Genomic DNA, 20,411 nt, shown 5'->3' with positions numbered 1-20,411 from the left:
GTTGATCCTACAGGGTGCTGTCATCTTCCTGGCGCTGTTGTGGGCGCTGAGCCTGTGGTTCTTCCTTAACTACAGCAAGCGCCAGCGCGAGCTGGCTTCGCAGCAGGCCGAAGGCGATGCGCTGCGTGACCAGCGCATCAAGGACCTGGCCAAACGCCTGGACGACTACCAGAACGGTACCGTGCGCATGGGCGAGGCGTTGCACGAGCTGAGCGTGGCGATGGCGCCACTGCCCGACAAGATTCAGCAGCTGGAACAGCGTGACCCCAACAACGTCACCTTCTCTCAGGCCGCCAAGCTGGTGGGCATGGGGGCAAGCGTGGCGGAGTTGACCGAGAGCTGCGGCCTGACCCAGGCCGAGGCGGAGCTGATGAGCAAACTGCACCGCAGCGGGTGAAAGCACAAAGGCGACCATGATGTCGCCTTTCTTTCAGGTGCTGCTTCAGGTAGTTGCCCAGGAATGCATGCCACCCACTCTGGCCACGCGGGACAGTGGCAGGCGCTGGTGCTGTAGCGTCTTGAAAGCGTCCAGGTCAACGTAGAGGAAGCTGTTGATGCGCGGCATCATGTACAGGTTGTGAACCTGCCGCAGGCAGTAGAGGTCTGGCAGCACCCGGTCTACCACGGCATTGAACATTCCCGGGCCGGTCAGCTCGCTGAGCCGGTTGGCGTAGCGATAGAAGCCAGCAGGGTCATCTGCCAGCGTGGGACGTACCTGGTAGAAATCCGCATTGGCCAGATAGCGGGCATGCATTTCTTCGGAAATGGCCAGCAGTGTCGGGTTGCCGGCGTGGCTGCCGATCATGCTGGTGTTGAACTGCGTGTTCATGCCCAGCTTCTCGTTTTGCATGGGTGGGTGTAACAGCAGCCCGTCATCGGTGGCGACCAATTCTACGGTATCGATAGCCGCAGTGTGATGAGCGGCACTCGCAGCCGCACCCAGCAGTTGGTCATCGACATCCATATACAACCCGCCTTCAGCATGCAGCATCGGGTAGCGCAATACATCCGATGCTGAGGAGAAGTTGGTGGCTACACCGCCATTGCCATCGATTGCTGCTTGGTACTGGGCAAAGTACTGGCTTTGTTCGAAAGCGGTGAAGAAAGGCTGGTCTTCCAGTGTTAATACCTGCATACCGGGCACTCTTGCCTCTAGCATGCGCAGGTTTTGCGCAAAGACCTCGGGGTTTGCTTTTGACAGGAATAGCCGATATCGATACGCACTGTCGCGTAGTTTTAGTGCGTTGGCAGCCAGTGTGCCAAGCAGCTCGTCGCTGAGCGTTTTATTGCCGACCCAAAGCGATGAAATCAGCTTGGGGATCGGGTGAGCACCTGGCGGGACGGACACTGGTAAATGTACGGGAAGCTGCACATCGATACCCAGCGCTCGCAGGGACGACATGCGCATCTGGTCTGTTACGTGGCGCCCTTCAGGGTTGACGATGCGCAAGTTACCGGTTCCGGGCTCGGCTTCGTAGTAAACCGGTTCTACCTCATTGGCACCTTCCTCGGTGATGAACAGATCGGCTTCCATGTCGTAGACCAGGTCGAGCACTTCTGCATAGTCGGGCACTGCTTCGTAGTAGCCGATCAGTTGGTCCACATCGCCGTTGTACCGAGGAAAGCGCCTTACCGAGTTGGCCACGACGGCATCAGCGTCCGCCAGGGGCGCTATGCGCGCCGGGCGGTGAAAATAGGGGGCTACTTCCACCTCCGGCAAATGGGGCGGACTTACGGGACTCAGGGGGTATCCCCATTGATCATTGATTTTGCGCGGGAGAACGAAGCCGTCTTCCTGATAGCGAAACAGCGCAGTGCTTTTGATCATGGCCTCAGCGGCCAAGGGGGTTGCATTCAAAAGGCCATAAGCGATATCGCCCAGCCCTTGCTGTTTTTCGCTCAGGGTTTTCCCGTTGATGGCCTGGTCAAGGCCAAGCGCAAGCTGCGCTATACCGCCCAGCGCAAGCAGCGGGGCCAGGCCCGGCACCACGAATGTTAGCGGCGCCACAAGGGTGAGGGTGCTGTTCAGGTAGCTGGCCCATCTGGATTTTGTTATTTGCGCATTGCTGGTAATGAGGAAATCGGCATCGTCGTAACAGCGTTGGCGCTGACGCTCGGCCATGGCCTGGAACAGATCGCCGGTAATACGTGGGTTGTACTTGCCTGGGCGATAGTTGACGTACTTGCGTGGCGGCCATGTACCGTCGTCGTTGAAAAAGCCATGCTCCGGTGGCAGGCGATGGCTGCGCGGGTAAACGCCCAAGCCTTCCAGTGCTGTATCCAGGCCACTGAAGTCTATTCCCTGTGGGCCGTCGGCCAAGCGGAAGTGTTGCTTGAGTGCCTGGCGCCCGGCGGCGTCCTTGCACGTTTTGCCAACCCAGTCTTTCAGCAGGTTTTCGCTGGCGAACTCCAGCAGTGGCGAACTGTTGCCCGGCGCGTAGAGCAGGGTCAGGTCGGTCTTGGTGTCGTTGATGTACAGCAGGTCGGTGGCGGTATAGCCGTAGATGCTCAGCGTGCTCAGGCGTAAACCTTCGCCGCGCGGGATCAGCTCGGCTGCCCGCCAGGCCAGCTTGCGTGCGGCGTCGCTCAGCCTGCCTTGCGCGACCTGTTTGTTGCAGGCCGCGATGAAGTTGAGCTTGCAGCACTGTCGATAGGTTGACAGGTGTTCGTGCCAGTAGGTGTCGAGTGAAGCCCTGTATTCTGTGTGGAAGTCTATTGCCTCGATATGGTGTTGCAAGGTTTCGGCTCGGATGTCGAGCAGCGTGGAGTGATCGTAGCGGGCGGGTGTGGTACGCCTGAACAGGCCATTGAACACCTCGTACCAGGCGCCGTTGTCGTAAATGGGCTGTGGGGGAAAGTGGTCGACCAGCGTGATCGGGCCATCGCCCGGCAACGTGCCGGCCCAGGGTTGCCTGAACAGCCCGCCGAAGAAGTCGTTGCTGGATTGGCCTTGCCAGTTCATCAGCACTGCTTGGGTGAGGCTGACGCGCTGTACGACTTTGGCCTGGTAACTGGCGATGCCTTCAGGGTGAACATGCAGCGTGACGACATCGATCAGGTCTGGGTCCTGGTGTACCCCTTGGGTGGCAAGCCAGGCAGCAATTGCCCGCTTGGCCTCGCGGTCGGGTCGGGGAAGGGTGGCGAGGTGGTTGCGTACGAATTGCACGCCAGCAGCATTGATGTGCGTGGTGGGCATGTGGGTCTCCGTGGGGTGGGAAAACCACAGCATTGACCGACTGCTCGGCAGGGGAGTGGTAAATAGTGCTGGCCCTGAGGCTCAGCCTGGCGGGCCAGTCAGGCGCGCAAGCACCTCTGTCACGTCACGTTCGTCTGTCGGTGAATCATCGAAGCCGTACGGGACTTTACCGCGCAGTTGCCAGGCGAACGCGATGATTTCGGCGATGGTCAGGTACAAAGCCTCCGGGATCTGCTCGCCCAGCTCCAGGCGCGCCAGCAGGCGCACCAGCTCGGCATTCTCGTAGATTGGCACCTCGTGTTCACGGGCCAGGGCCAGGATGGCTTCGGCCAGCGCATCGTCGCCCTTGGCACTGAGGGTGGGGGCCTGCTGGCCGTCGTAGCTCAGGGCAATGGCCTGGCGTGTGTGCTTCTGGCTCATGCGTTTTCATCCACCCAACGTTGTTCTACCCGCGTGCGCGGGCCTTGTGGCGGTGTGCCAGGGTGGCACTCCAGGTCGCCGACGTCCAGGCCACGTGCCAGCAGGCGCTCGCGCAGGGCGCCGAGCTGGGTGTCGATCAGCCTGGCGGTTTGCTCACGCTCTGCCCACAGCTGCCCGCTCAGGCGGCCTTGGCTCAGTTGCGCCTGTACCTGTAGTGGGCCGAGTGGAGACAGGTCGAAGGCCAGCTCGATGCGCCACAGGGCTTGCAGCGGGTCTTGTGCTTCATGCTGGCGATCGGCTTGCTGCTGCGGGGTTTCTTCGCGCTGCAGTTTGACCTGCAACGGGATAAATTCCTGGCCGTGGCGGATCGGCACTTCGGTTTGCCAGGTGGTCTGCAGGTTGCCGTTTTCCAGCGTTCCGGTCTGTTGCAGGCTGCTCATTGCATGGCTTTGCAGGCGGGAAATTGCCGCAGCGGCAAGGCGCAGCAGTTGTTGCACGTCGCCTTCGTCTTCCAGGGCCTTGAGCAGGCGCGAAGGCAGCGGGAACGCGCCCGGCTGCGGCCTGGGGCTGACCCGTTCGAGCATGCCCAGTGCACTGCGGGCCAGCGCCGGCATGGTCACGGCCAGGCTGGCCGGCGCAAGGTTGGCAGCGCCGGCCGGTGAGATCGAGGCCTGGGCGACCAGCCGCAGCAAATGCGCCTTCAGATCGGTGGCGACGCTGGCAGGAAAGCCACCCAGCAGTTTCGCTTCAAGGAAAGCGCCACTGTTGTTCAAGGCCTGGGCAACCGCTTTCGCATCGCCCAGCTGGCGGGCATCTGGCAGGCTGACCAACAGGCGTTCGGCGCTGGCGCGCAGGTCGCCATCGATGCCAGGGTCCCGGGTCATCTGTTGCAGGGCGTTGAGCAGGCCAGGCAACGACGCTTGGCGGTTCTGCTGGGTTAGCAACTGCTGGGCGATGTTGAGTTGGTCCTGCCTGCCGCTAAGTGGCACGAAACGCAGTGACTGGTCACCCTGCACCAGCGCACTGAGCAGGCTGCCGATAGCCAGTGGGCGGGGGCTGTCCACCGTCAGCGTGGCGCCGGCCTGGGCGCTGTTGAGCAGGCTGATCAGTGCCCGGTAGGCCGCAGGCTGGCCAGCGGCCTGGGGCAGTAGCTGGTTGGTCATGACCTTGCCTTGCAGCAGGGTGCCGACGGGGACCTTGCTGGTGTCCAGGCGGGTGAGGGTGGCGAGCTGGCTGGCGCTGGCCTGCTGCAGCATGATCGCCAGATGATTGCTTTCGGTCTGGCTGACGGTGACCTGGCTGCCTTGGGGCAGGGGCTGGCTGGTGCTGGCTTGCAGTTGGGTCTGAAGGCCGTTGGCCTGCATCAGCCGAAGCACCAGCTGAAAGTCGCTGCCCACCTGCCGCATCGCAACCACTTCTGCCTGTGCGGTCTCGCCAGGGGCCATCAAGCCAGGCTGCGGTTGCGTCAGGCGCAGCAGTTCGCCGGTCATGCCCGCCTTCATGGCTTGGGTATTGACTGCGGTTTGTGCAGCGAGACTATTGATTTCAGTCATGATTGTATACAACCTGTCGAACCCGGCCTCTTGGCAGCGCGGCGGCGCATGTAATAATGCCGAGCGCCCGTGGTTGCCATTATAACGGCAGCGCTGGGGGCGACTTGAGACACAGGGCTTCAGGCGACGCCGCACTGAAGCCCTACAAAGATAAGGCGAAACCGTGACCCTTCACCTCCAAGCCGCAGGCCTGGCCTGCGAGCGCGACTGGCGCCTGCTGTTCGAGCAGCTCGATTTCGAGCTGGGTGCCGGCGACATGCTGCAGATCAGCGGCCCCAACGGTAGCGGCAAGACCAGCTTGCTGCGTCTGCTGGCCGGGCTGATGCAGCCGACGGCCGGGCAGATCCTGCTGGGCGGTAAGCCATTGGCCGAGCAGCGCCATGCCTTGGCCAGCATCCTGTTGTGGATCGGCCACGCTGCCGGCATCAAGGACCTGCTCACCGCTGAAGAGAACCTCACCTGGCTGTGCGCCTTGCACCAGCCGGCCAGCCGCGAGGCGATCTGGGCAGCGTTGGAGGCCGTCGGCCTGCGGGGTTTCGAAGACGTACCCTGCCATACCCTGTCAGCCGGCCAGCAGCGGCGCGTGGCCTTGGCCCGGTTGCACCTGGCCTGCCCGCCGTTATGGATTCTTGACGAGCCGTTCACGGCCCTGGACAAGCAAGGCGTGGCACAGCTGGAAGCACACCTGGCGGCCCATTGCGAACAGGGCGGTACGGTGGTGCTGACCACCCACCACACGCTGGAACGCAAACCCTCCGGTTACCGTGAGCTGAACCTGGGGCAATGGGCGGCATGAGCGTATTCGTCTTGTTGTTGCGCCGCGAAGCGCGCCTGCTGTTCCGCCGTCCGGCCGAGCTGGCCAACCCGCTGGTGTTCTTCGCCATCGTCGTGGCGTTGTTCCCGTTGGCGGTCGGCCCGGAAAGCCAATTGTTGCAAACCTTGTCGCCTGGGCTGGTCTGGGTGGCGGCATTGCTGGCGGTGCTGTTGTCGCTGGACGGCCTGTTCCGCAGTGATTTCGAGGACGGCTCGCTGGAGCAATGGGTGTTGTCGCCGCACCCACTGGCGCTGCTGGTGCTGGCCAAGGTGCTGGCGCACTGGATCTTTTCCGGGCTGGCGCTGGTATTGTTGGCGCCGCTGCTGGCGCTGATGCTGGGGCTGCCGAGCCATTGCCTGCCGGTGCTGCTTGGCTCGCTGCTGCTGGGTACGCCGGTACTGAGCCTGCTGGGTGCGGTGGGCGCGGCGCTGACGGTTGGCCTCAAGCGCGGTGGTTTGTTACTGGCGTTGCTGATTCTGCCGTTGTATATCCCTGTATTGATCCTGGGCAGTGGTGCGTTGCAAGCGGCGTTGCAAAATATGCCGGCAACCGGCCACCTGCTCTGGCTTGCCAGCCTCACGGCCCTGGCCGTGACCCTGGCACCCTTTGCGATAGCGGCCGGCCTGAAGATCAGCGTTGGCGAATAACGAGTCCCGGGCTTTCAAGCCCGGCCAATACCCTGGATGTACCTGATGAAAATAAGCTGGACGTGGTTCCACAAGCTGGGCTCCCCCAAATGGTTCTATGCCATCAGCGGCCGCATGCTGCCATGGCTGGCCGGTGCTGCCGTGCTCCTGCTGCTGCTCGGCATCACCTGGGGCCTGGCCTTCGCCCCACAGGACTACCAGCAGGGCAACAGCTTCCGCATCATCTACATCCATGTGCCGGCGGCAATGCTGGCCCAGTCCTGCTACGTGCTGCTGGCGGTGGCCGGGGTGGTGGGGCTGGTGTGGAAAATGAAAATCGCCGATGTCGCCTTGCAATGCGCCGCGCCGATCGGCGCCTGGATGACTGCCGTGGCGCTGGTCACTGGCGCCATCTGGGGCAAGCCGACCTGGGGCAGCTGGTGGGTGTGGGATGCCCGCCTTACGTCCATGCTTATCCTGCTGTTCCTGTACTTCGGCATTATTGCGTTGGGCCAGGCGATCAGTAATCGTGACAGTGCGGCCAAGGCCTGCGCGGTGCTGGCGATTGTCGGCGTGGTTAACATCCCGATCATCAAGTATTCGGTGGAGTGGTGGAACACCCTGCACCAAGGCGCCACCTTCACCCTTACCGAAAAACCGGCGATGCCCGCCGAAATGTGGCTGCCGTTGCTGTGCACGGCGCTGGGTTTCTACTGCTTCTTCGGTGCCGTGCTGCTGTTGCGCATGCGCCTTGAAGTGCTAAAGCGCGAGGCGCGCGCCAGTTGGGTCAAGGACGAAGTGTTGAACAGCCTGGGGCGGAGGGCCGCACAATGAGCTTTGCCACCTTTGGTGACTTTCTCGCCATGGGCCACCATGGCCTGTACGTGTGGTCGGCCTATGGCATCTGCCTGGCCGTGCTGGCGCTGAACGTTGCTGCGCCGCTGCTGGCCCGCCGTCGCTACCTGCAAGAAGAGGCGCGCCGTTTGCGCCGGGAGAACAACCAGTGAATCCGCAGCGCAAGAAACGCCTGTTGCTCATCGTCGGCCTGCTGGTCGGCGTCGGGGTTGCCGTCGGCTTTGCCTTGAGCGCACTGCAGCAGAACATCAACCTGTTCTACACCCCCACCCAGATCGCCAATGGCGAAGCACCGCTGGACACCCGCATCCGCGCAGGCGGCATGGTCGAGAAAGGCTCGGTGCAGCGTTCGTCCGACTCGCTGGATGTGCGCTTCGTGGTCACCGACTTCAACAAGTCGGTACCGATCACCTACCGTGGCATCCTGCCCGACCTGTTCCGCGAAGGGCAGGGCATTGTCGCCCTGGGCAAGCTCAACGCCGACGGTGTGGTGGTGGCCGACGAAGTGCTGGCCAAGCACGATGAGAAGTACATGCCGCCCGAGGTCACCAAGGCCCTGAAGGAAAGCGGCCAAGCCGCCACGGGCGGGGAGGCCAAGCCATGAACGCGGCGCTGGTAATCCCCGAACTGGGCCAGCTGGCGATGATCCTGGCCACCTGCTTTGCCGCCGTACAGGCCAGTGTGCCGCTGCTCGGCGCCTGGCGTGGCGACAGCCTGTGGATGAGCCTGGCGCGGCCGGCGGCGTGGGGGCAGTTCGCCTTCCTGGCGTTTGCCTTCGCGTGTTTGACCCATGCCTTCATGACCGACAATTTCTCGGTTGCCTACGTAGCCAGCAACTCCAACAGCGCCTTGCCCTGGTACTACAAGTTCAGCGCTGTATGGGGCGCCCACGAAGGTTCCTTGCTGCTGTGGGCGCTGATTCTCGGCGGCTGGACCTTTGCCGTTTCGGTGTTCTCGCGCCAGTTGCCGCAGGTAATGCTGGCCCGCGTGCTGGCGGTGATGGGCATGATCAGCGTGGGCTTTCTGAGCTTCCTGATCATTACGTCCAACCCGTTCCAGCGCCTGCTGCCGCAGGTGCCGACCGATGGCCGTGATCTCAACCCGCTGCTGCAGGACTTTGGCCTGATCGTTCACCCGCCGATGCTGTACATGGGTTACGTGGGCTTCTCGGTGGCTTTCGCCTTCGCCATCGCTGCCTTGCTCGGCGGCCGCCTGGACGCTGCCTGGGCGCGCTGGTCACGGCCTTGGACCATCGTTGCCTGGGCCTTCCTTGGCGTGGGCATCACCCTGGGCTCGTGGTGGGCCTACTATGAGCTGGGCTGGGGTGGCTGGTGGTTCTGGGACCCGGTGGAAAACGCCTCGTTCATGCCCTGGCTGGTAGGCACCGCGCTGATCCACTCGCTGGCAGTGACCGAAAAACGCGGTGTATTCAAGAGCTGGACCGTGCTGCTGGCCATTGCCGCGTTCTCGCTGAGCCTGTTGGGGACCTTCCTGGTGCGTTCCGGTGTGCTGACTTCGGTGCACGCCTTTGCCGCCGACCCGTCGCGGGGCATTTTCATCCTGATCTTCCTGCTGTTCGTGGTCGGTGGTTCGCTCACCCTGTTCGCCCTGCGTGCCCCGGTGGTCAAGAGCCAGGTCGGCTTCGCCCTGTGGTCGCGCGAAACGCTGCTGCTGGCCAACAACCTGGTGCTGGTGGTGGCCGCGTCGATGATTCTGCTGGGCACCTTGTACCCGCTGGTGCTCGATGCCCTGACCGGGGCCAAGCTGTCGGTCGGCCCGCCGTACTTCGATGCCTTGTTCCTGCCGCTGATGGCGCTGTTGATGGTGGTGCTGAGCGTGGGCGTGGTGGTGCGCTGGAAGGACACCCCCGGCAAATGGCTGGCCAGCATGATGACCCCGGTGCTGATCGGCAGCGCCATCCTGGCCCCGGTGGCCGGCTTTATCGTCGACGACTTCGACTGGCCGACCCTGACCGCCTTTGCCCTGGCCGCCTGGGTAGTGCTCGGCGGGCTGCGCGACATTCTCGACAAGACCCGCCACAAAGGCCTGCTCAAGGGCCTGCCCGGCCTGGGCCGCAGCTACTGGGGCATGCAGCTGGCCCACCTGGGCCTGGCGGTGTGTGCGTTGGGCGTGGTGCTGTCGAGCAACAACAGCGCCGAACGCGACCTGCGCATGGCCCCGGGCGAAAGCGTCGAGCTGGGCGGTTACCACTTCCTGTTCCAGGGCGCCAAGCACTTCGAAGGGCCGAACTTCATCTCTGACAAGGGCACCGTGGTGGTCAGCCGTGATGGCCGTGAAATCACCACCCTGCACCCGGAGAAGCGCCTGTACACCGTGCAGCAATCGATGATGACCGAAGCCGGCATCGATGCAGGCTTTACCCGCGACCTGTACGTCGCCCTGGGCGAGCCGCTGGAGAACGGCGCGTGGGCCGTGCGCGTACATATCAAACCTTACGTTCGCTGGATCTGGCTGGGCGGTCTGCTGACTGGCCTGGGTGGGTTGCTGGCGGCCCTCGACCGGCGTTACCGCGTCAAGGTCAAGACCCGGGTGCGTGATGCCCTGGGCGTGTCTGGAGCAGCTGCATGAAGCGTTGGATCATGGTAGTCCCCCTGGCAGTGTTCCTGCTGGTGGCGGTGTTCCTCTACAAAGGGCTGTTCCTCAAGCCCGACGAGCTGCCCTCGGCAATGATCGGCAAACCGTTCCCGGCGTTTTCGCTGGCCTCGACCCAGGGCGACCGTACCCTGACCCAGGCCGACTTGCAGGGCCGCCCGGCGCTGGTCAACGTGTGGGCCACCTGGTGCCCGTCGTGCAAGGTCGAGCACCCCTACCTTAACCAGCTGGCACAGCAGGGCGTGGTGATTCACGGGGTCAACTACAAGGACGACAATGCCGCCGCGCAAAAATGGCTGGCTGAGTTCCACAACCCTTATCAGCTGGATATCCGCGACGAGCAGGGCAGCCTGGGCGTGGACCTGGGCGTGTACGGCGCGCCGGAAACCTTCCTGATCGACGCCAAAGGCATCATTCGCTACAAACACGTGGGCATTGTCGATGCCACGGTGTGGCGCGAACAGCTGGCCCCGCTTTACCAGGGCCTGGTCGATGAGGCCAAACCATGAGGCGTTGGCTGGCGGCTGTCGTGCTGGGCATGAGCCTGGCCGGCGTGGCCAAGGCGGCCATCGACACCTACCAGTTCCGCGACGAGGCCGAGCGCGAGCGCTACCAGCAACTGACCAAGGAGCTGCGCTGCCCCAAGTGCCAGAACCAGGACATCGCCGATTCCAATGCGCCGATTGCCGCCGACCTGCGCCGGGAAATCTTCCGCATGCTCGGCGAGGGTAAGAGCAACCAGCAGATCGTCGACTTCATGGTCGACCGCTATGGCGACTTCGTGCGCTATAAGCCGGCGCTCAGCGGGCGCACCTGGCTGCTGTGGTTCGGCCCGGGGATTTTGCTGGCCGGCGGTTTCGTGGTGTTGGCGGTGATCGTGCGCCGGCGCCGCAGTACGGCTGTGCAGAGCGGCAATGAATTGTCTGCCGAAGAACGCGAGCGTCTCGCCAAACTGCTGGAAAAAGAACAGACCCATGATTGAATTCTGGCTTAGCGCGGGCCTGCTGCTGCTCGCTGCCCTCAGCTTTTTGCTGATCCCTATCCTGCGTGGCCGTCGTCGTCAGCAGGAAGAAGACCGCACCGCCCTGAACGTGGCCCTGTACCAGGAGCGTGTTGCCGAACTGGCCGCCCAGCAGGCGGCTGGCGTGCTTGATGAGGTGCAGATGACCAAGGGCCGTGACGAGGCTGCGCGCGAATTGCTGGCCGATACCGAAGGCGCCGAGGCACCGCGCCAGGGCCACTTGGGCAAGGCCCTGCCGCTGCTGGCGGCTGTGCTGGTACCGCTGATGGCGCTTGGGCTGTACCTGCATTTTGGTGCGGCCGACAAGGTGGCCCTGACCCAGGAATTCGCCGAGGCGCCCAAGTCGATGGAAGAAATGACCACGCGTCTGGAGCGCGTGGTGCAGGCCCAGCCGGATTCGGCCGAGGCCATGTACTTCCTGGGCCGCGCCTACATGGCCGAGCAACGCCCGGCTGATGCGGCGCGCACCTTCGAGCGGGCCGTGGCCCTGGCCGGCCGCCAGCCCGAGCTGCTGGGACAATGGGCTCAGGCCCTGTATTTTGCTGCTGACAAACAGTGGAGCCCGCAGTTGCAGGCGCTGACTGACGAAGCCTTGAAAGCCGACCCCAACGAAGTGACCAGCCTGGGCCTGCGCGGCATTGCTGCCTTCGAAGGTGAGCGTTACCAGGAAGCCATCGACTACTGGAAGCGCCTGCTGGCGCAGCTGCCGGAAGGTGACGCATCGCGTGACGCCCTGCAGGGCGGTATCGACCGCGCTGTCGAGCGCCTGGGGGGGGCTGTGGCAGAAGCTTCACCCGCACCTGCGGCGGCTCGCCTGAAAGTGCGGGTGGAGCTGGCGGCGGCGCTGAAGGACAAGGTCAAGCCGGACGACACCGTGTTCATCTTTGCCCGCGCCAGCAATGGCCCGCCCATGCCGCTGGCGGCCAAGCGGGTGACGGTGGCGCAGTTGCCGATCGAGGTGGAGTTGTCTGATGCTGACGCGATGATGCCGCAGATGAAACTGTCGCAATTTGCCGAAGTCCAACTGGTTGCACGTGTATCGCGCGCTGGCCAGCCTACCCACGGCGAATGGATTGGCCAGGGTACGCCACTGCCCAGCGCCACCCAGGCTACCCAGCGCCTGACCATCGACAGCCCCGACCAGTAAGAGAGCAATGCCATGCACAGCACCGTCCGCCTGACCCTGATTACCCTGGCCCTGGGTTTGTCTGCGTGTACGGTGCATCAGCCGTATGAGCAGCCTGAACCCCCGATTGAACGCGTGCCGCCACAGGGACCGGTGGTCAAGCCGTTGCCGGGCGGGCAGCCATCGACCCAACCGAGCAAGCCGGCGGCGATTCCCAAACCGATGCCGCGTACCTCGGCCAGCTTTGCGCCACCGCCTGGCGGGGCCAGCCATTGGGACCCGAAGCTGGGTGTTTATGTATTGGAGAAACAGCCCAATACCTTCTACCGGCAGCGTACTTATTACCGGTTCAACAACGGCTGGAGCTGGTCGCTGAGCCCGAATGGTCCTTGGCAAGAAACGGATAGCAGTGGTGTTCCAGGCGGGTTAGGTCGCGCATTCGCCCAGTAACACCAACCTCGAAGTTGCCGTTGCCGTTGCCGTTGCCGTTGCCGTGGCTTTTGCTTCTAAGCGCGCGATAGATCAGGCGCCGCCGATTGCGACTTCAGGAGGCCGAGCGTAGGGATTGCGGAGGGAGATGACGGGCATGGATGCCCGTCAAGCGCTGAGGCCCCATGGATGGGGCCTGCAGCGCGTGCTCCCGGGAGCAAGCCCGTAGCGAGGGAACCCCGGAGCGCAGCGTAGGGGCCGTATGATAGGAGCCAGCGTTTTTTGGTTACTTTTTGTCGCGTTTGACAAAAAGTGACCCGCCGTAAGGGCGGAAAGGTGAGTGTGCGCCACCCTCGGGAATGAATGTCTACTCGATGTGAATGCCCACATCCAAGAAGCAAGAAGCAAGAAGCAAGAAGCAAGAAGCAAGATTCGTCTGTTTTGAATCAGTGAACAGTCCATTTGCGATGGCGACGCTGATTCACCTTTTCGCCCTTACGGCGAGTCACTTTTTGTCAAACGCGACAAAAAGTAACCAAAAAACGCTGCGCTCCCATCATCCGGCCCCTACGCTTCGCTCCGGGGTTCCCTCTTTTGGGTGTTGCTCCCGGGAGGACCGCGCTGCAGGCCCCATCCTGGGGCCCAGCGCTTGACGGGCATCCATGCCCGTCACCTCCCTCCGCAAGGCCTGCGTTCGGCCTCCTGAAGTCGCGAAGATCAAGATCAAGATCAAGATCAAGAGCGGGAACGGTGTGGGCGGTACAGTGCAGTTTTGACTTGATATTTCTATTGACTGTACTGGTTGCTAACTCCGCATAATGACCTATCGAATTGACCGGAGGTGGCATGCGCAAAACAGTCCTGGTACTGGTGGAAACCGTCGACAATTACCTGCCCTTACTAGAGCAGGCCGGTTACTGCCTGATTCGCGCCCCCTCGCCGCAACTGCGCTCCCATGCCATTCAGCAACACGCCAGTGAAATCGATGCCGTACTCACTCGCGGTCCGCTGGGCCTGACTGCCGCCGAAATCGATGCCTTGCCCAACCTGCAGATCATCTGTGTGATCGGCGCCGGCTACGAGCAAGTCGACCTGGCCGCCGCGGCTGCCAGAGGGATCACCGTCACCAATGGTGCCGGTGCCAATGCCAACGCAGTCGCCGACCACACTCTGGCTCTGGTGCTGGCACTGCTGCGCGACATTCCTCGCGCCGATGCCAGCACCCGTCGCGGCGAATGGAACCGCGTCATCAGCCCCTCGGTGAGTGGCAAGCGCCTGGGCATTCTTGGCCTCGGCGCAGTCGGGCAGGCGATTGCCAAGCGTGCCAACCTGGGCTTCGACATGCCCGTCAGCTACCACAGCCGCACGCCGCGTGAAGAAGTGCCTTACACCTGGCACGACAGCCCGCTGCACCTGGCCGCTGCCGTCGACATTCTGGTCGTGGCCACCCCCGGTGGCGCCAACACCCGGCATCTGGTCGATGCCAACGTGTTGGAAGCGCTAGGGGTCGAGGGCTATTTGGTGAACATTGCCCGCGCCAGTGTAGTTGACACCGATGCACTGGTAACTGCATTGCAGCAAGGCCAACTGGCAGGTGCCGCGCTGGACGTGTTCGATGACGAACCGGCCGTGCCCGACGCCCTCAAGACGCTTGGCAACACCGTGCTCACGCCCCACGTGGCCGGCCAGTCGCCGGAGGCCGCACGCGACACGGTAACCCTGGTACTGCGTAACCTGCAGGCGTTCTTTGCAGGTGAGCCCGTCTTGACCCCGGTTCGCCCGTAAACCTATATCAGCCATCTGCCTGGCAACACCCGGGCAACAAGGAGTGTGTGCATGCAACTCGACATCTTCCAGGTCGATGCCTTTTCCGCCAAACCGTTCGGTGGCAACCCGGCCGCCGTGATTCCGCTGCAAAGCTGGCTGCCGGACGATGTGCTGCAGCGCATCGCCGAAGAGAACAACTTGTCGGAAACCGCCTATTTCGTGCGCAATGGTGAAACCTACGACCTGCGCTGGTTCACCCCGACTGTAGAAGTTGATCTGTGCGGCCATGCCACGCTTGCCTCGGCCTATGTGCTGTTCGAGCAACTGGGCGAGCAGGCCCAGGTGCTGCGTTTCAACACCCGCAGCGGCGAGTTGCGCGTCAGCCGTGGCGCTGACGGGCTGCTGGCGATGGATTTCCCGGCCAAGCGGCCGGTTGCAGTGGATATCCCGGCAGGGTTGCTGCAAGCGTTGGGTTTGAACCAGGCTCAGGCGTTGTACCAAAGCGACGACTATGTGGTGGTGATCGATGATGCGTTGATCCTCGACACCCTGAAGCCGGACTTCGTTGCGTTGAACACGTTCGACGTGCGTGGTATTGCCGTGACGGCGGCAGGGCGTGGTTTTGATTTTGTCACCCGCTGGTTCGGCCCGCGGGTTGGCGTGAATGAAGACCCGGTAACCGGTTCGGCCCACACCTCGCTGGCACCGGTGTGGGCGGAGCGCCTGGGCAAGCGGGTACTCAGCTGCGAGCAGGGCGGGGCGCGCAAAGGGCAGCTGCAGTGCGAAGTGCCGGGCAATGGCCGGGTAATCATCAGCGGGCGGGCAGCGTTGTACCTGCGCGGTACCGTCTACTTCTGATGCCCGTTCAGGCATCTATACTGGCTGGCTCTTTCCCTGTTCAAGGAGCCAGCCATGGCCCTGGAAAAACAAGGCACTTGCCTGTGTGGCGCCACCACGCTCAAGGTTACTGTAGACAACACCCATGTCAGTGCCTGCCATTGCAGCATGTGCCGCAAATGGACTGGCGGCCCGCTGCTGGTTGTGGAATGCAGCCGGCCCCCGGTGATCGAAGGGCGTGTGCCCTCGGTGTATGAGTCGTCTGACTGGGCTCAGCGCGCGTTTTGCGGCCAGTGCGGCACGCACCTGTATTACCGGCTCAAGGCCAACGACTTCCATGCCGTGCCGGTCGGCCTGCTCGACTGTGACCAGGCGTGGGATTTCAACCTGCAGATTTTCGTGGAAGAAAAACCCGCCTGGTACTGCTTCGCCAACCAGACCAAGGAATTGACTGGCCAAGAGGTGTTCGAGCAGAACAGCTGATTGCTCATCGCGTCCCGGTTCGAATCGGCGGCATGAAACACCGTGCAAACTTGCAAAACCGGTGCATTCCTGAGAAAAGGGCGGCTTTGTTTTCCCGCGTTGGAGCGTGCCCGTGAGCCAAGAATTGCAGATCATCGACCTAGTGGAGGGTGATGGCAAAGCCGCCGTCAAAGGCGCCCTGATCACCACCCAGTACACCGGCTGGCTGGCCGACGGCAGCGAGTTCGATTCGTCCTGGTCACGCGGCAAGCCGTTCCAGTGCGTGATCGGCACCGGCCGGGTGATCAAAGGCTGGGATCAAGGCCTGATGGGCATGCGTGTGGGTGGCAAGCGCAAGCTGCAGGTTCCAGCACACCTGGGCTATGGCGAGCGCAGCGTGGGGGCGATTCCGCCGAATTCGGATTTGACCTTCGAGATCGAATTGCTGGAAGTGCTGACGCGGGATGATTGAGCTGCTGCATTGCAACCCCAGGTTCTTGCAGCTTACACAATTGCGCAACACCCATCCCCTAACCTAGGCCTTGCCTAGGGAACGGCATCTACCTCCAGGGAGGAACCAAACGGGTTCAGGGCACTCTGACCCTCACTCGTTGCCAAGGATGGCATTCACTACAAGGGCGCCCTGCAGCTGATGGGGCGATGTGGCGGGTTGACGCGATTTTCTTTGCCACACGAGCCTGCCTTGATGAAGTTGCCAACATTCTTCCGCCGTCGCCGTCACTTGCTGCTGAGCCTGGTGCTTACGGCTGTTGCCGTACCGCTGGCGCTGGAGGCTGTCGAAAGCCGTGCGCAACCGGTGGATGGCACCCAGACCCTGGTGTTCCTGCGCCATGCCGAGAAGCCGGGCGAGGGGCTGGGCCAGTTGAACTGCCAAGGCCTGAACCGTGCGCTGGACCTGGCCACGGTGTTGCCCGAGCGCTTTGGCAAGGCCGATTACGTGTTTGCTGCCAACCCTTCGCGGCATGTCGAAGAAGGCAGCAAGGACGAAAGCTACAGCTACATCCGCCCGTTGATGACCATCACCCCCAGCGCCATCCGTCTGGGCCTGCCGGTGAACATCGACTATGGCGCCAACGACACCGCCGAACTGGCTGACGAGCTGCTGAGCGACAAGTACCGCAATGCAACCATCTACACCGCCTGGTCGCATGGTTACCTCCCGGAGTTGATCAATACCGTGGCCGGCAAGGCGCTGGGGGAAGAGCGGGTGATTACCGATGACTGGAACGGCGATGACTTCGATACCCTCTATGTACTGACCCTGACCTGGCACGACGGCAAGGCCAGCCTGCTTAGCCGCAATGTGCGCCAGGGTTTGAATGACGGTGCGCAGAGCTGCCCGACATGAGGTTGTAGTGCAGCGTTGGCCCGAATGATGAGTTGGCCTGTACCGGCCTGTTCGCGGGTTTACCCGCGAACAGGCCGGTACAGGCAGCTAAAGATTCAGCGCCCGAAACGCATCGGCCAACCCACCACCTTCTTCGCCCGTGGGGTGGCATAGGTGCGTACCTTGGAGGTGCTCAAGCCCATGCGCACCAGCGACTCGGCAATGGTCACCGCCGCGCTAACCCCATCCACCACCGGCACGCCGGTGCGTTGGCGAATCTGCTCGTCGAGCCCGGCCATGCCGCCGCAACCCAGGCAGATCACCTCGGCCTTGTCATCACGCACGGCTCGCTCGGCCTGCTCCACGATGGCTTCCACCGCACGCTGCGGGTCTTCTTCCAGTTCCAGCACGGCCAGGCCGCTGGCCCTTACCGAGGCACAGCGGTCGTACAGCCCGGAGAGCTTCAAACGGTCCTCGATCAGCGGCACGGTGCGGTCCAGGGTGGTCACCACCGAGTAAGCATGGCCCAGGTACATCGCCGTGCTGGCGGCTGCATCGGTAATGTCCACTACCGGTACGTTCAGCAGCTCCTGCAAGCCTTCACGGCCGTGTTCACCATAGCCGGCCTGGATCACGGCGTCGTAGGGGCCTTCATAGGCCAGCACCCGGTCCATCACTGCGATGGCAGCCAGGTAACTCTCGAAATTGCCTTCCACCGACTCGGCGCCAAACCAGGGGGTGAGGCCAATGATCTCGGTGCCGGGGCTGGCGACACTGCGCGCTTGTTCGGCAATGGCCTCGGTGATGGCTTCGGTGGTGTTGACGTTGGCAATCAGAATACGCATGGGCTGTCTTCCTTGATCAATGGCTGCTGTGGTCGACGGCGATACACTCGCCGCTGACGTCGTGGTAGTGACGGTTGCGAGGTGCGATCAGCAGGTACAGGGCGGCGGCGATGCCGGCACCGATCAGCCAGGAGAACGGCGCCACATGCTGGAAGTGGGGGACCAGCGCCAGGACGATGGCCAGCAGTGCGGCCGGCACGAAGGCTGCCACGGCGCGCAGGTTGATGCCCTTGGTGTAGTGGTAGGCACCGGCCGGGTCTTCGCTGTAGAGCTGCGGCACGTTGATGCAGCCTTTGCGCAGCAACCAGTAGTCGGACATGATCACCCCGTACAGCGGGCCGAGCAGGGCGCCCAGGCCCGACAGGAAGTACACGATCACCAATGGGCTGTTGTACAGGTTCCACGGCAGGATCAGCACCGCCACGGTGGCACTGATCAACCCGGCGCGGCGGAAGTTGAGGTGACGCGGCGCGAGGTTGCTGAGCACGAAGGCCGGGGCGACGAAGTTGGCCATGATGTTCACCGCCACCGTGACGATCAGGAAGGCCAGGCAGCCGAGTACCAGGAAGGGCGTGCTCGGGATGGCAGCGACGATCTGCGTCGGGCTGTCGATGATCTGGCCGTTGATCTGGAACTGCGCGCCGCTCAGCACCACGGTGATGATGGCGAATACCAGGATGTTCACCGGCAGGCCCCAGAAGTTGCCCACGCGAATGGTCTTGCGGCACGGCGAGGAGCGGGCGAAGTCACAGAAGTTCAGCACCAGGGTGCCGTAAATCGCCAACCACAGCGCACCGCCGGCAAAGATGTTGCGCCACATCTCGTAGCCAGTCAGCGGTGTAGCCACCGACCAGGCGATGCGCGTGTCGGCCTGGAAGTACATGAACACCGCCAGGGCCGAGACGGTCAGCAGGATCACCGGGCCGGCGAAACCCTCGTAGCGGCGCACCATCTCCATGCCGTAGGCCAGGATCACCAGCTGCACCAGCCAGATCGACACGAAGCACACCCAGCCCAGGCTTGAAAGGCCGAGGATGCTGTCATGGTCGTAAGCTGCCATGTGCGGCCACACCGCTGTCAGTAGCACGCGCAGCACCACGGAGGCGAGGTAGGTCTGGATGCCGAACCAGGCGATGGCGATGACTGCGCGAATCAGCGCCGGGATCTGCGCACCGTGGATGCCGAAGGCAATGCGGCTGATGACGGGGAAGGGAACGCCGGTTTTCTGCCCCATGTAGCCGGACAGGTTCATGAAGACGTACACCAGCGCTGCGCCAATGGCCAGCGACAGCAGAATCTGCCAGCCGCCCAGACCGAGGGCGAACAAGCCCATGGCAAACGAGTAGTTGGCGATATTGTGCACATCGTTTGTCCACAACGCGAAGATGCTGTATCCACCCCAGCGGCGGCCTTCGATACGGGTAGGCGCAAGGTCGCGGTTATGCAGACGCGGGCTCAGGGCCAGCGCGGACTGGCTGCCGTCAAGTGTGGAAGCAGGGTGGGTGCTGGCGACGGATAGTTCAGGGGCAAGGTCGAGGCTGGTACTCATTCCGGCGGGCTCCTGATGCACATGGACTGCGATGAGCGGGCATGCGCACGGGCTCGCCATCTCGTCAGTGCAGCTTGGCATCACAGGGTTCTGGGCGCGGCGGCCGGTTTTGGTCCGGCGTCGCGGGTTCTTGTGTATTTATGTTTTGTTTGGTTTGTATACAAAACACGAGGACACAAAAGCCAGTTCCATGCCAAGGAAAGAGCAAGCGCTAAAGGGCTATCATTTCTAATCTAGGGCTTCGAAAGATAACTTCATGAAATTCAGGCATTATAAGTTGACCACATAAACAGGTTTAAATTTTTGGCCTGATAATTAGTTGATCAAATGGTCAAAATTAGTTGCAAGGTGGTGTGTAACGTATTGGGGCGTTACCGGGGAAAGTGCACACAAAAATGGCACTTAAGGTGACATTCTTGTGTACAAAAAATAGTCAGGTTTTCCTGTGGCGATTCTCAATCCATCGGCGGCAACCGCCGCTTCACCGGGCTTTTCTTGATGATCGCGGTGTTGGTGTCAGCCAGCACATTGATGCGGTCGAGCAAGGTGTCCAACTGTTCCATGGAGCGTACATGCAGGCGGGCAATAAAGCAGTCCTCGCCGGTGACCTTGTCGCACTCGGTGAACTCGGGGATGGCAATGATCTGCCGCTCCACCTCCTGCAACTGCCCCGGCAGCGGGCGAATGCGCACGATGGCCTGCAACTGGTAGCCAAACGCGCGTGGGTCGACCTCCACGGTGTAGCCGCGCAGCACGCCACGTTCTTCCAGCCGGCGCAGGCGCTCACTGACGCTGGGTGCGGACAGCCCGCTCACCTGCGCCAGGGCCTTCAGCGAGCGGCGCGAATCCTCCATCAGTGCATTGATCAAGAGTTGGTCGATAGCGTCAGTCATGCTCACCTCAATAGGGAATTCGCGTTATTTGCCTTGATAGTAAAGGCATGTATGCCA

General features: G+C 62.5%; 22 protein-coding genes. 16 read left to right on the top strand and 6 right to left on the bottom strand.

The window, feature by feature from the left end; genetic code table 11:
* The first annotated feature begins 1 nt into the window (after position 1).
* Positions 2–397 (top strand): DUF2802 domain-containing protein, encoded by a 396-nt coding sequence (locus tag B9A31_RS11000; protein ID WP_019096404.1) that lies wholly within the window; start codon positions 2–4, stop codon positions 395–397.
* 45 nt (positions 398–442) lie between these two features.
* On the opposite strand, the gene B9A31_RS10995 is transcribed toward B9A31_RS11000, so the two are convergent.
* The 3 genes from B9A31_RS10995 to B9A31_RS10985 form a co-directional block, all read right to left on the bottom strand.
* The gene (locus B9A31_RS10995) at positions 443–3,196 is read right to left on the bottom strand and encodes a dermonecrotic toxin domain-containing protein (protein ID WP_019096403.1); all 2,754 of its coding nucleotides are present in this window, start codon (positions 3,194–3,196) and stop codon (positions 443–445) included.
* A gap of 81 nt (positions 3,197–3,277) precedes the next feature.
* Positions 3,278–3,616 (bottom strand): EscU/YscU/HrcU family type III secretion system export apparatus switch protein, encoded by a 339-nt coding sequence (locus tag B9A31_RS10990; RefSeq protein ID WP_019096402.1) that lies wholly within the window; start codon positions 3,614–3,616, stop codon positions 3,278–3,280.
* The gene (locus tag B9A31_RS10985) at positions 3,613–5,169 is read right to left on the bottom strand and encodes a flagellar hook-length control protein FliK (protein WP_019096401.1); all 1,557 of its coding nucleotides are present in this window, start codon (positions 5,167–5,169) and stop codon (positions 3,613–3,615) included. The genes B9A31_RS10990 and B9A31_RS10985 overlap by 4 nt, the downstream gene beginning before the upstream one ends.
* Before the next feature lie 163 nt (positions 5,170–5,332).
* Between B9A31_RS10985 and ccmA the strand changes: the two genes are divergently transcribed.
* The 15 genes from ccmA (at position 5,333) to B9A31_RS10910 (ending at position 17,088) form a co-directional block, all read left to right on the top strand.
* Complete coding sequence (gene ccmA, locus B9A31_RS10980) at positions 5,333–5,965, top strand: cytochrome c biogenesis heme-transporting ATPase CcmA (protein ID WP_012273478.1); 633 nt, start codon at positions 5,333–5,335, stop codon at positions 5,963–5,965.
* Positions 5,953–6,630 (top strand): heme exporter protein CcmB, encoded by a 678-nt coding sequence (gene ccmB / locus B9A31_RS10975; RefSeq protein ID WP_016711760.1) that lies wholly within the window; start codon positions 5,953–5,955, stop codon positions 6,628–6,630. The genes ccmA and ccmB overlap by 13 nt, the downstream gene beginning before the upstream one ends.
* 45 nt (positions 6,631–6,675) lie before the next feature.
* On the top strand, positions 6,676–7,443 hold the full coding sequence (locus B9A31_RS10970) for a heme ABC transporter permease (RefSeq protein WP_025753824.1): 768 nt from the start codon (positions 6,676–6,678) through the stop codon (positions 7,441–7,443).
* Positions 7,440–7,616: a heme exporter protein CcmD gene (gene ccmD, locus B9A31_RS10965; protein WP_012273475.1), complete on the top strand. Its 177-nt coding sequence runs from the start codon at positions 7,440–7,442 to the stop codon at positions 7,614–7,616. The genes B9A31_RS10970 and ccmD overlap by 4 nt, the downstream gene beginning before the upstream one ends.
* The gene (gene ccmE, locus B9A31_RS10960) at positions 7,613–8,068 is read left to right on the top strand and encodes a cytochrome c maturation protein CcmE (RefSeq protein ID WP_019096399.1); all 456 of its coding nucleotides are present in this window, start codon (positions 7,613–7,615) and stop codon (positions 8,066–8,068) included. The genes ccmD and ccmE overlap by 4 nt, the downstream gene beginning before the upstream one ends.
* Positions 8,065–10,053 (top strand): heme lyase CcmF/NrfE family subunit, encoded by a 1,989-nt coding sequence (locus tag B9A31_RS10955; RefSeq protein ID WP_084296994.1) that lies wholly within the window; start codon positions 8,065–8,067, stop codon positions 10,051–10,053. Before ccmE ends, B9A31_RS10955 begins: the two co-directional genes overlap by 4 nt.
* Complete coding sequence (locus B9A31_RS10950; RefSeq protein WP_025753823.1) at positions 10,050–10,586, top strand: DsbE family thiol:disulfide interchange protein; 537 nt, start codon at positions 10,050–10,052, stop codon at positions 10,584–10,586. The genes B9A31_RS10955 and B9A31_RS10950 overlap by 4 nt, the downstream gene beginning before the upstream one ends.
* Complete coding sequence (locus B9A31_RS10945) at positions 10,583–11,059, top strand: cytochrome c-type biogenesis protein (RefSeq protein WP_025753822.1); 477 nt, start codon at positions 10,583–10,585, stop codon at positions 11,057–11,059. The genes B9A31_RS10950 and B9A31_RS10945 overlap by 4 nt, the downstream gene beginning before the upstream one ends.
* Positions 11,052–12,245, top strand: a complete 1,194-nt coding sequence (ccmI, locus tag B9A31_RS10940; protein WP_025753821.1) for a c-type cytochrome biogenesis protein CcmI — start codon at positions 11,052–11,054, stop codon at positions 12,243–12,245. Before B9A31_RS10945 ends, ccmI begins: the two co-directional genes overlap by 8 nt.
* A gap of 12 nt (positions 12,246–12,257) precedes the next feature.
* A complete protein-coding gene (locus B9A31_RS10935; protein WP_019096395.1) occupies positions 12,258–12,674 on the top strand; it encodes a hypothetical protein in 417 nt (138 codons plus the stop codon).
* Between the two features lie 825 nt (positions 12,675–13,499).
* Positions 13,500–14,438 (top strand): 2-hydroxyacid dehydrogenase, encoded by a 939-nt coding sequence (locus B9A31_RS10930; RefSeq protein ID WP_019099525.1) that lies wholly within the window; start codon positions 13,500–13,502, stop codon positions 14,436–14,438.
* Between the two features lie 51 nt (positions 14,439–14,489).
* Entirely contained in the window at positions 14,490–15,278 is a 789-nt protein-coding gene (locus tag B9A31_RS10925) for a PhzF family phenazine biosynthesis protein (RefSeq protein ID WP_025754767.1), read from the top strand.
* 54 nt (positions 15,279–15,332) lie between these two features.
* Positions 15,333–15,740 (top strand): GFA family protein, encoded by a 408-nt coding sequence (locus B9A31_RS10920; RefSeq protein WP_084296993.1) that lies wholly within the window; start codon positions 15,333–15,335, stop codon positions 15,738–15,740.
* A 112-nt stretch (positions 15,741–15,852) separates the two neighbouring features.
* On the top strand, positions 15,853–16,191 hold the full coding sequence (locus tag B9A31_RS10915) for an FKBP-type peptidyl-prolyl cis-trans isomerase (protein WP_019099528.1): 339 nt from the start codon (positions 15,853–15,855) through the stop codon (positions 16,189–16,191).
* 234 nt (positions 16,192–16,425) lie between these two features.
* Positions 16,426–17,088, top strand: coding sequence for a hypothetical protein (locus tag B9A31_RS10910; protein ID WP_019099529.1), 663 nt, complete (start codon positions 16,426–16,428; stop codon positions 17,086–17,088).
* A gap of 95 nt (positions 17,089–17,183) precedes the next feature.
* On the opposite strand, the gene B9A31_RS10905 is transcribed toward B9A31_RS10910, so the two are convergent.
* From B9A31_RS10905 to B9A31_RS10895, 3 genes are all read right to left on the bottom strand, one after another.
* On the bottom strand, positions 17,184–17,912 hold the full coding sequence (locus B9A31_RS10905) for an aspartate/glutamate racemase family protein (protein ID WP_019099530.1): 729 nt from the start codon (positions 17,910–17,912) through the stop codon (positions 17,184–17,186).
* Positions 17,913–17,928: 16 nt separating this feature from the next.
* Positions 17,929–19,461: an NCS1 family nucleobase:cation symporter-1 gene (locus tag B9A31_RS10900; RefSeq protein WP_019099531.1), complete on the bottom strand. Its 1,533-nt coding sequence runs from the start codon at positions 19,459–19,461 to the stop codon at positions 17,929–17,931.
* A gap of 455 nt (positions 19,462–19,916) precedes the next feature.
* Positions 19,917–20,354 (bottom strand): Lrp/AsnC family transcriptional regulator, encoded by a 438-nt coding sequence (locus B9A31_RS10895; RefSeq protein WP_016711747.1) that lies wholly within the window; start codon positions 20,352–20,354, stop codon positions 19,917–19,919.
* Positions 20,355–20,411: the final 57 nt, after the last annotated feature.

The sequence above is a fragment of the Pseudomonas sp. URIL14HWK12:I5 genome (assembly GCF_900176445.1).
In the GTDB taxonomy this organism is placed as follows: Bacteria; Pseudomonadota; Gammaproteobacteria; order Pseudomonadales; family Pseudomonadaceae; genus Aquipseudomonas; species Aquipseudomonas monteilii.
Note: the sequence above shows the minus strand (reverse complement) of the source record. Positions and strands in the feature narration are given on the sequence as shown.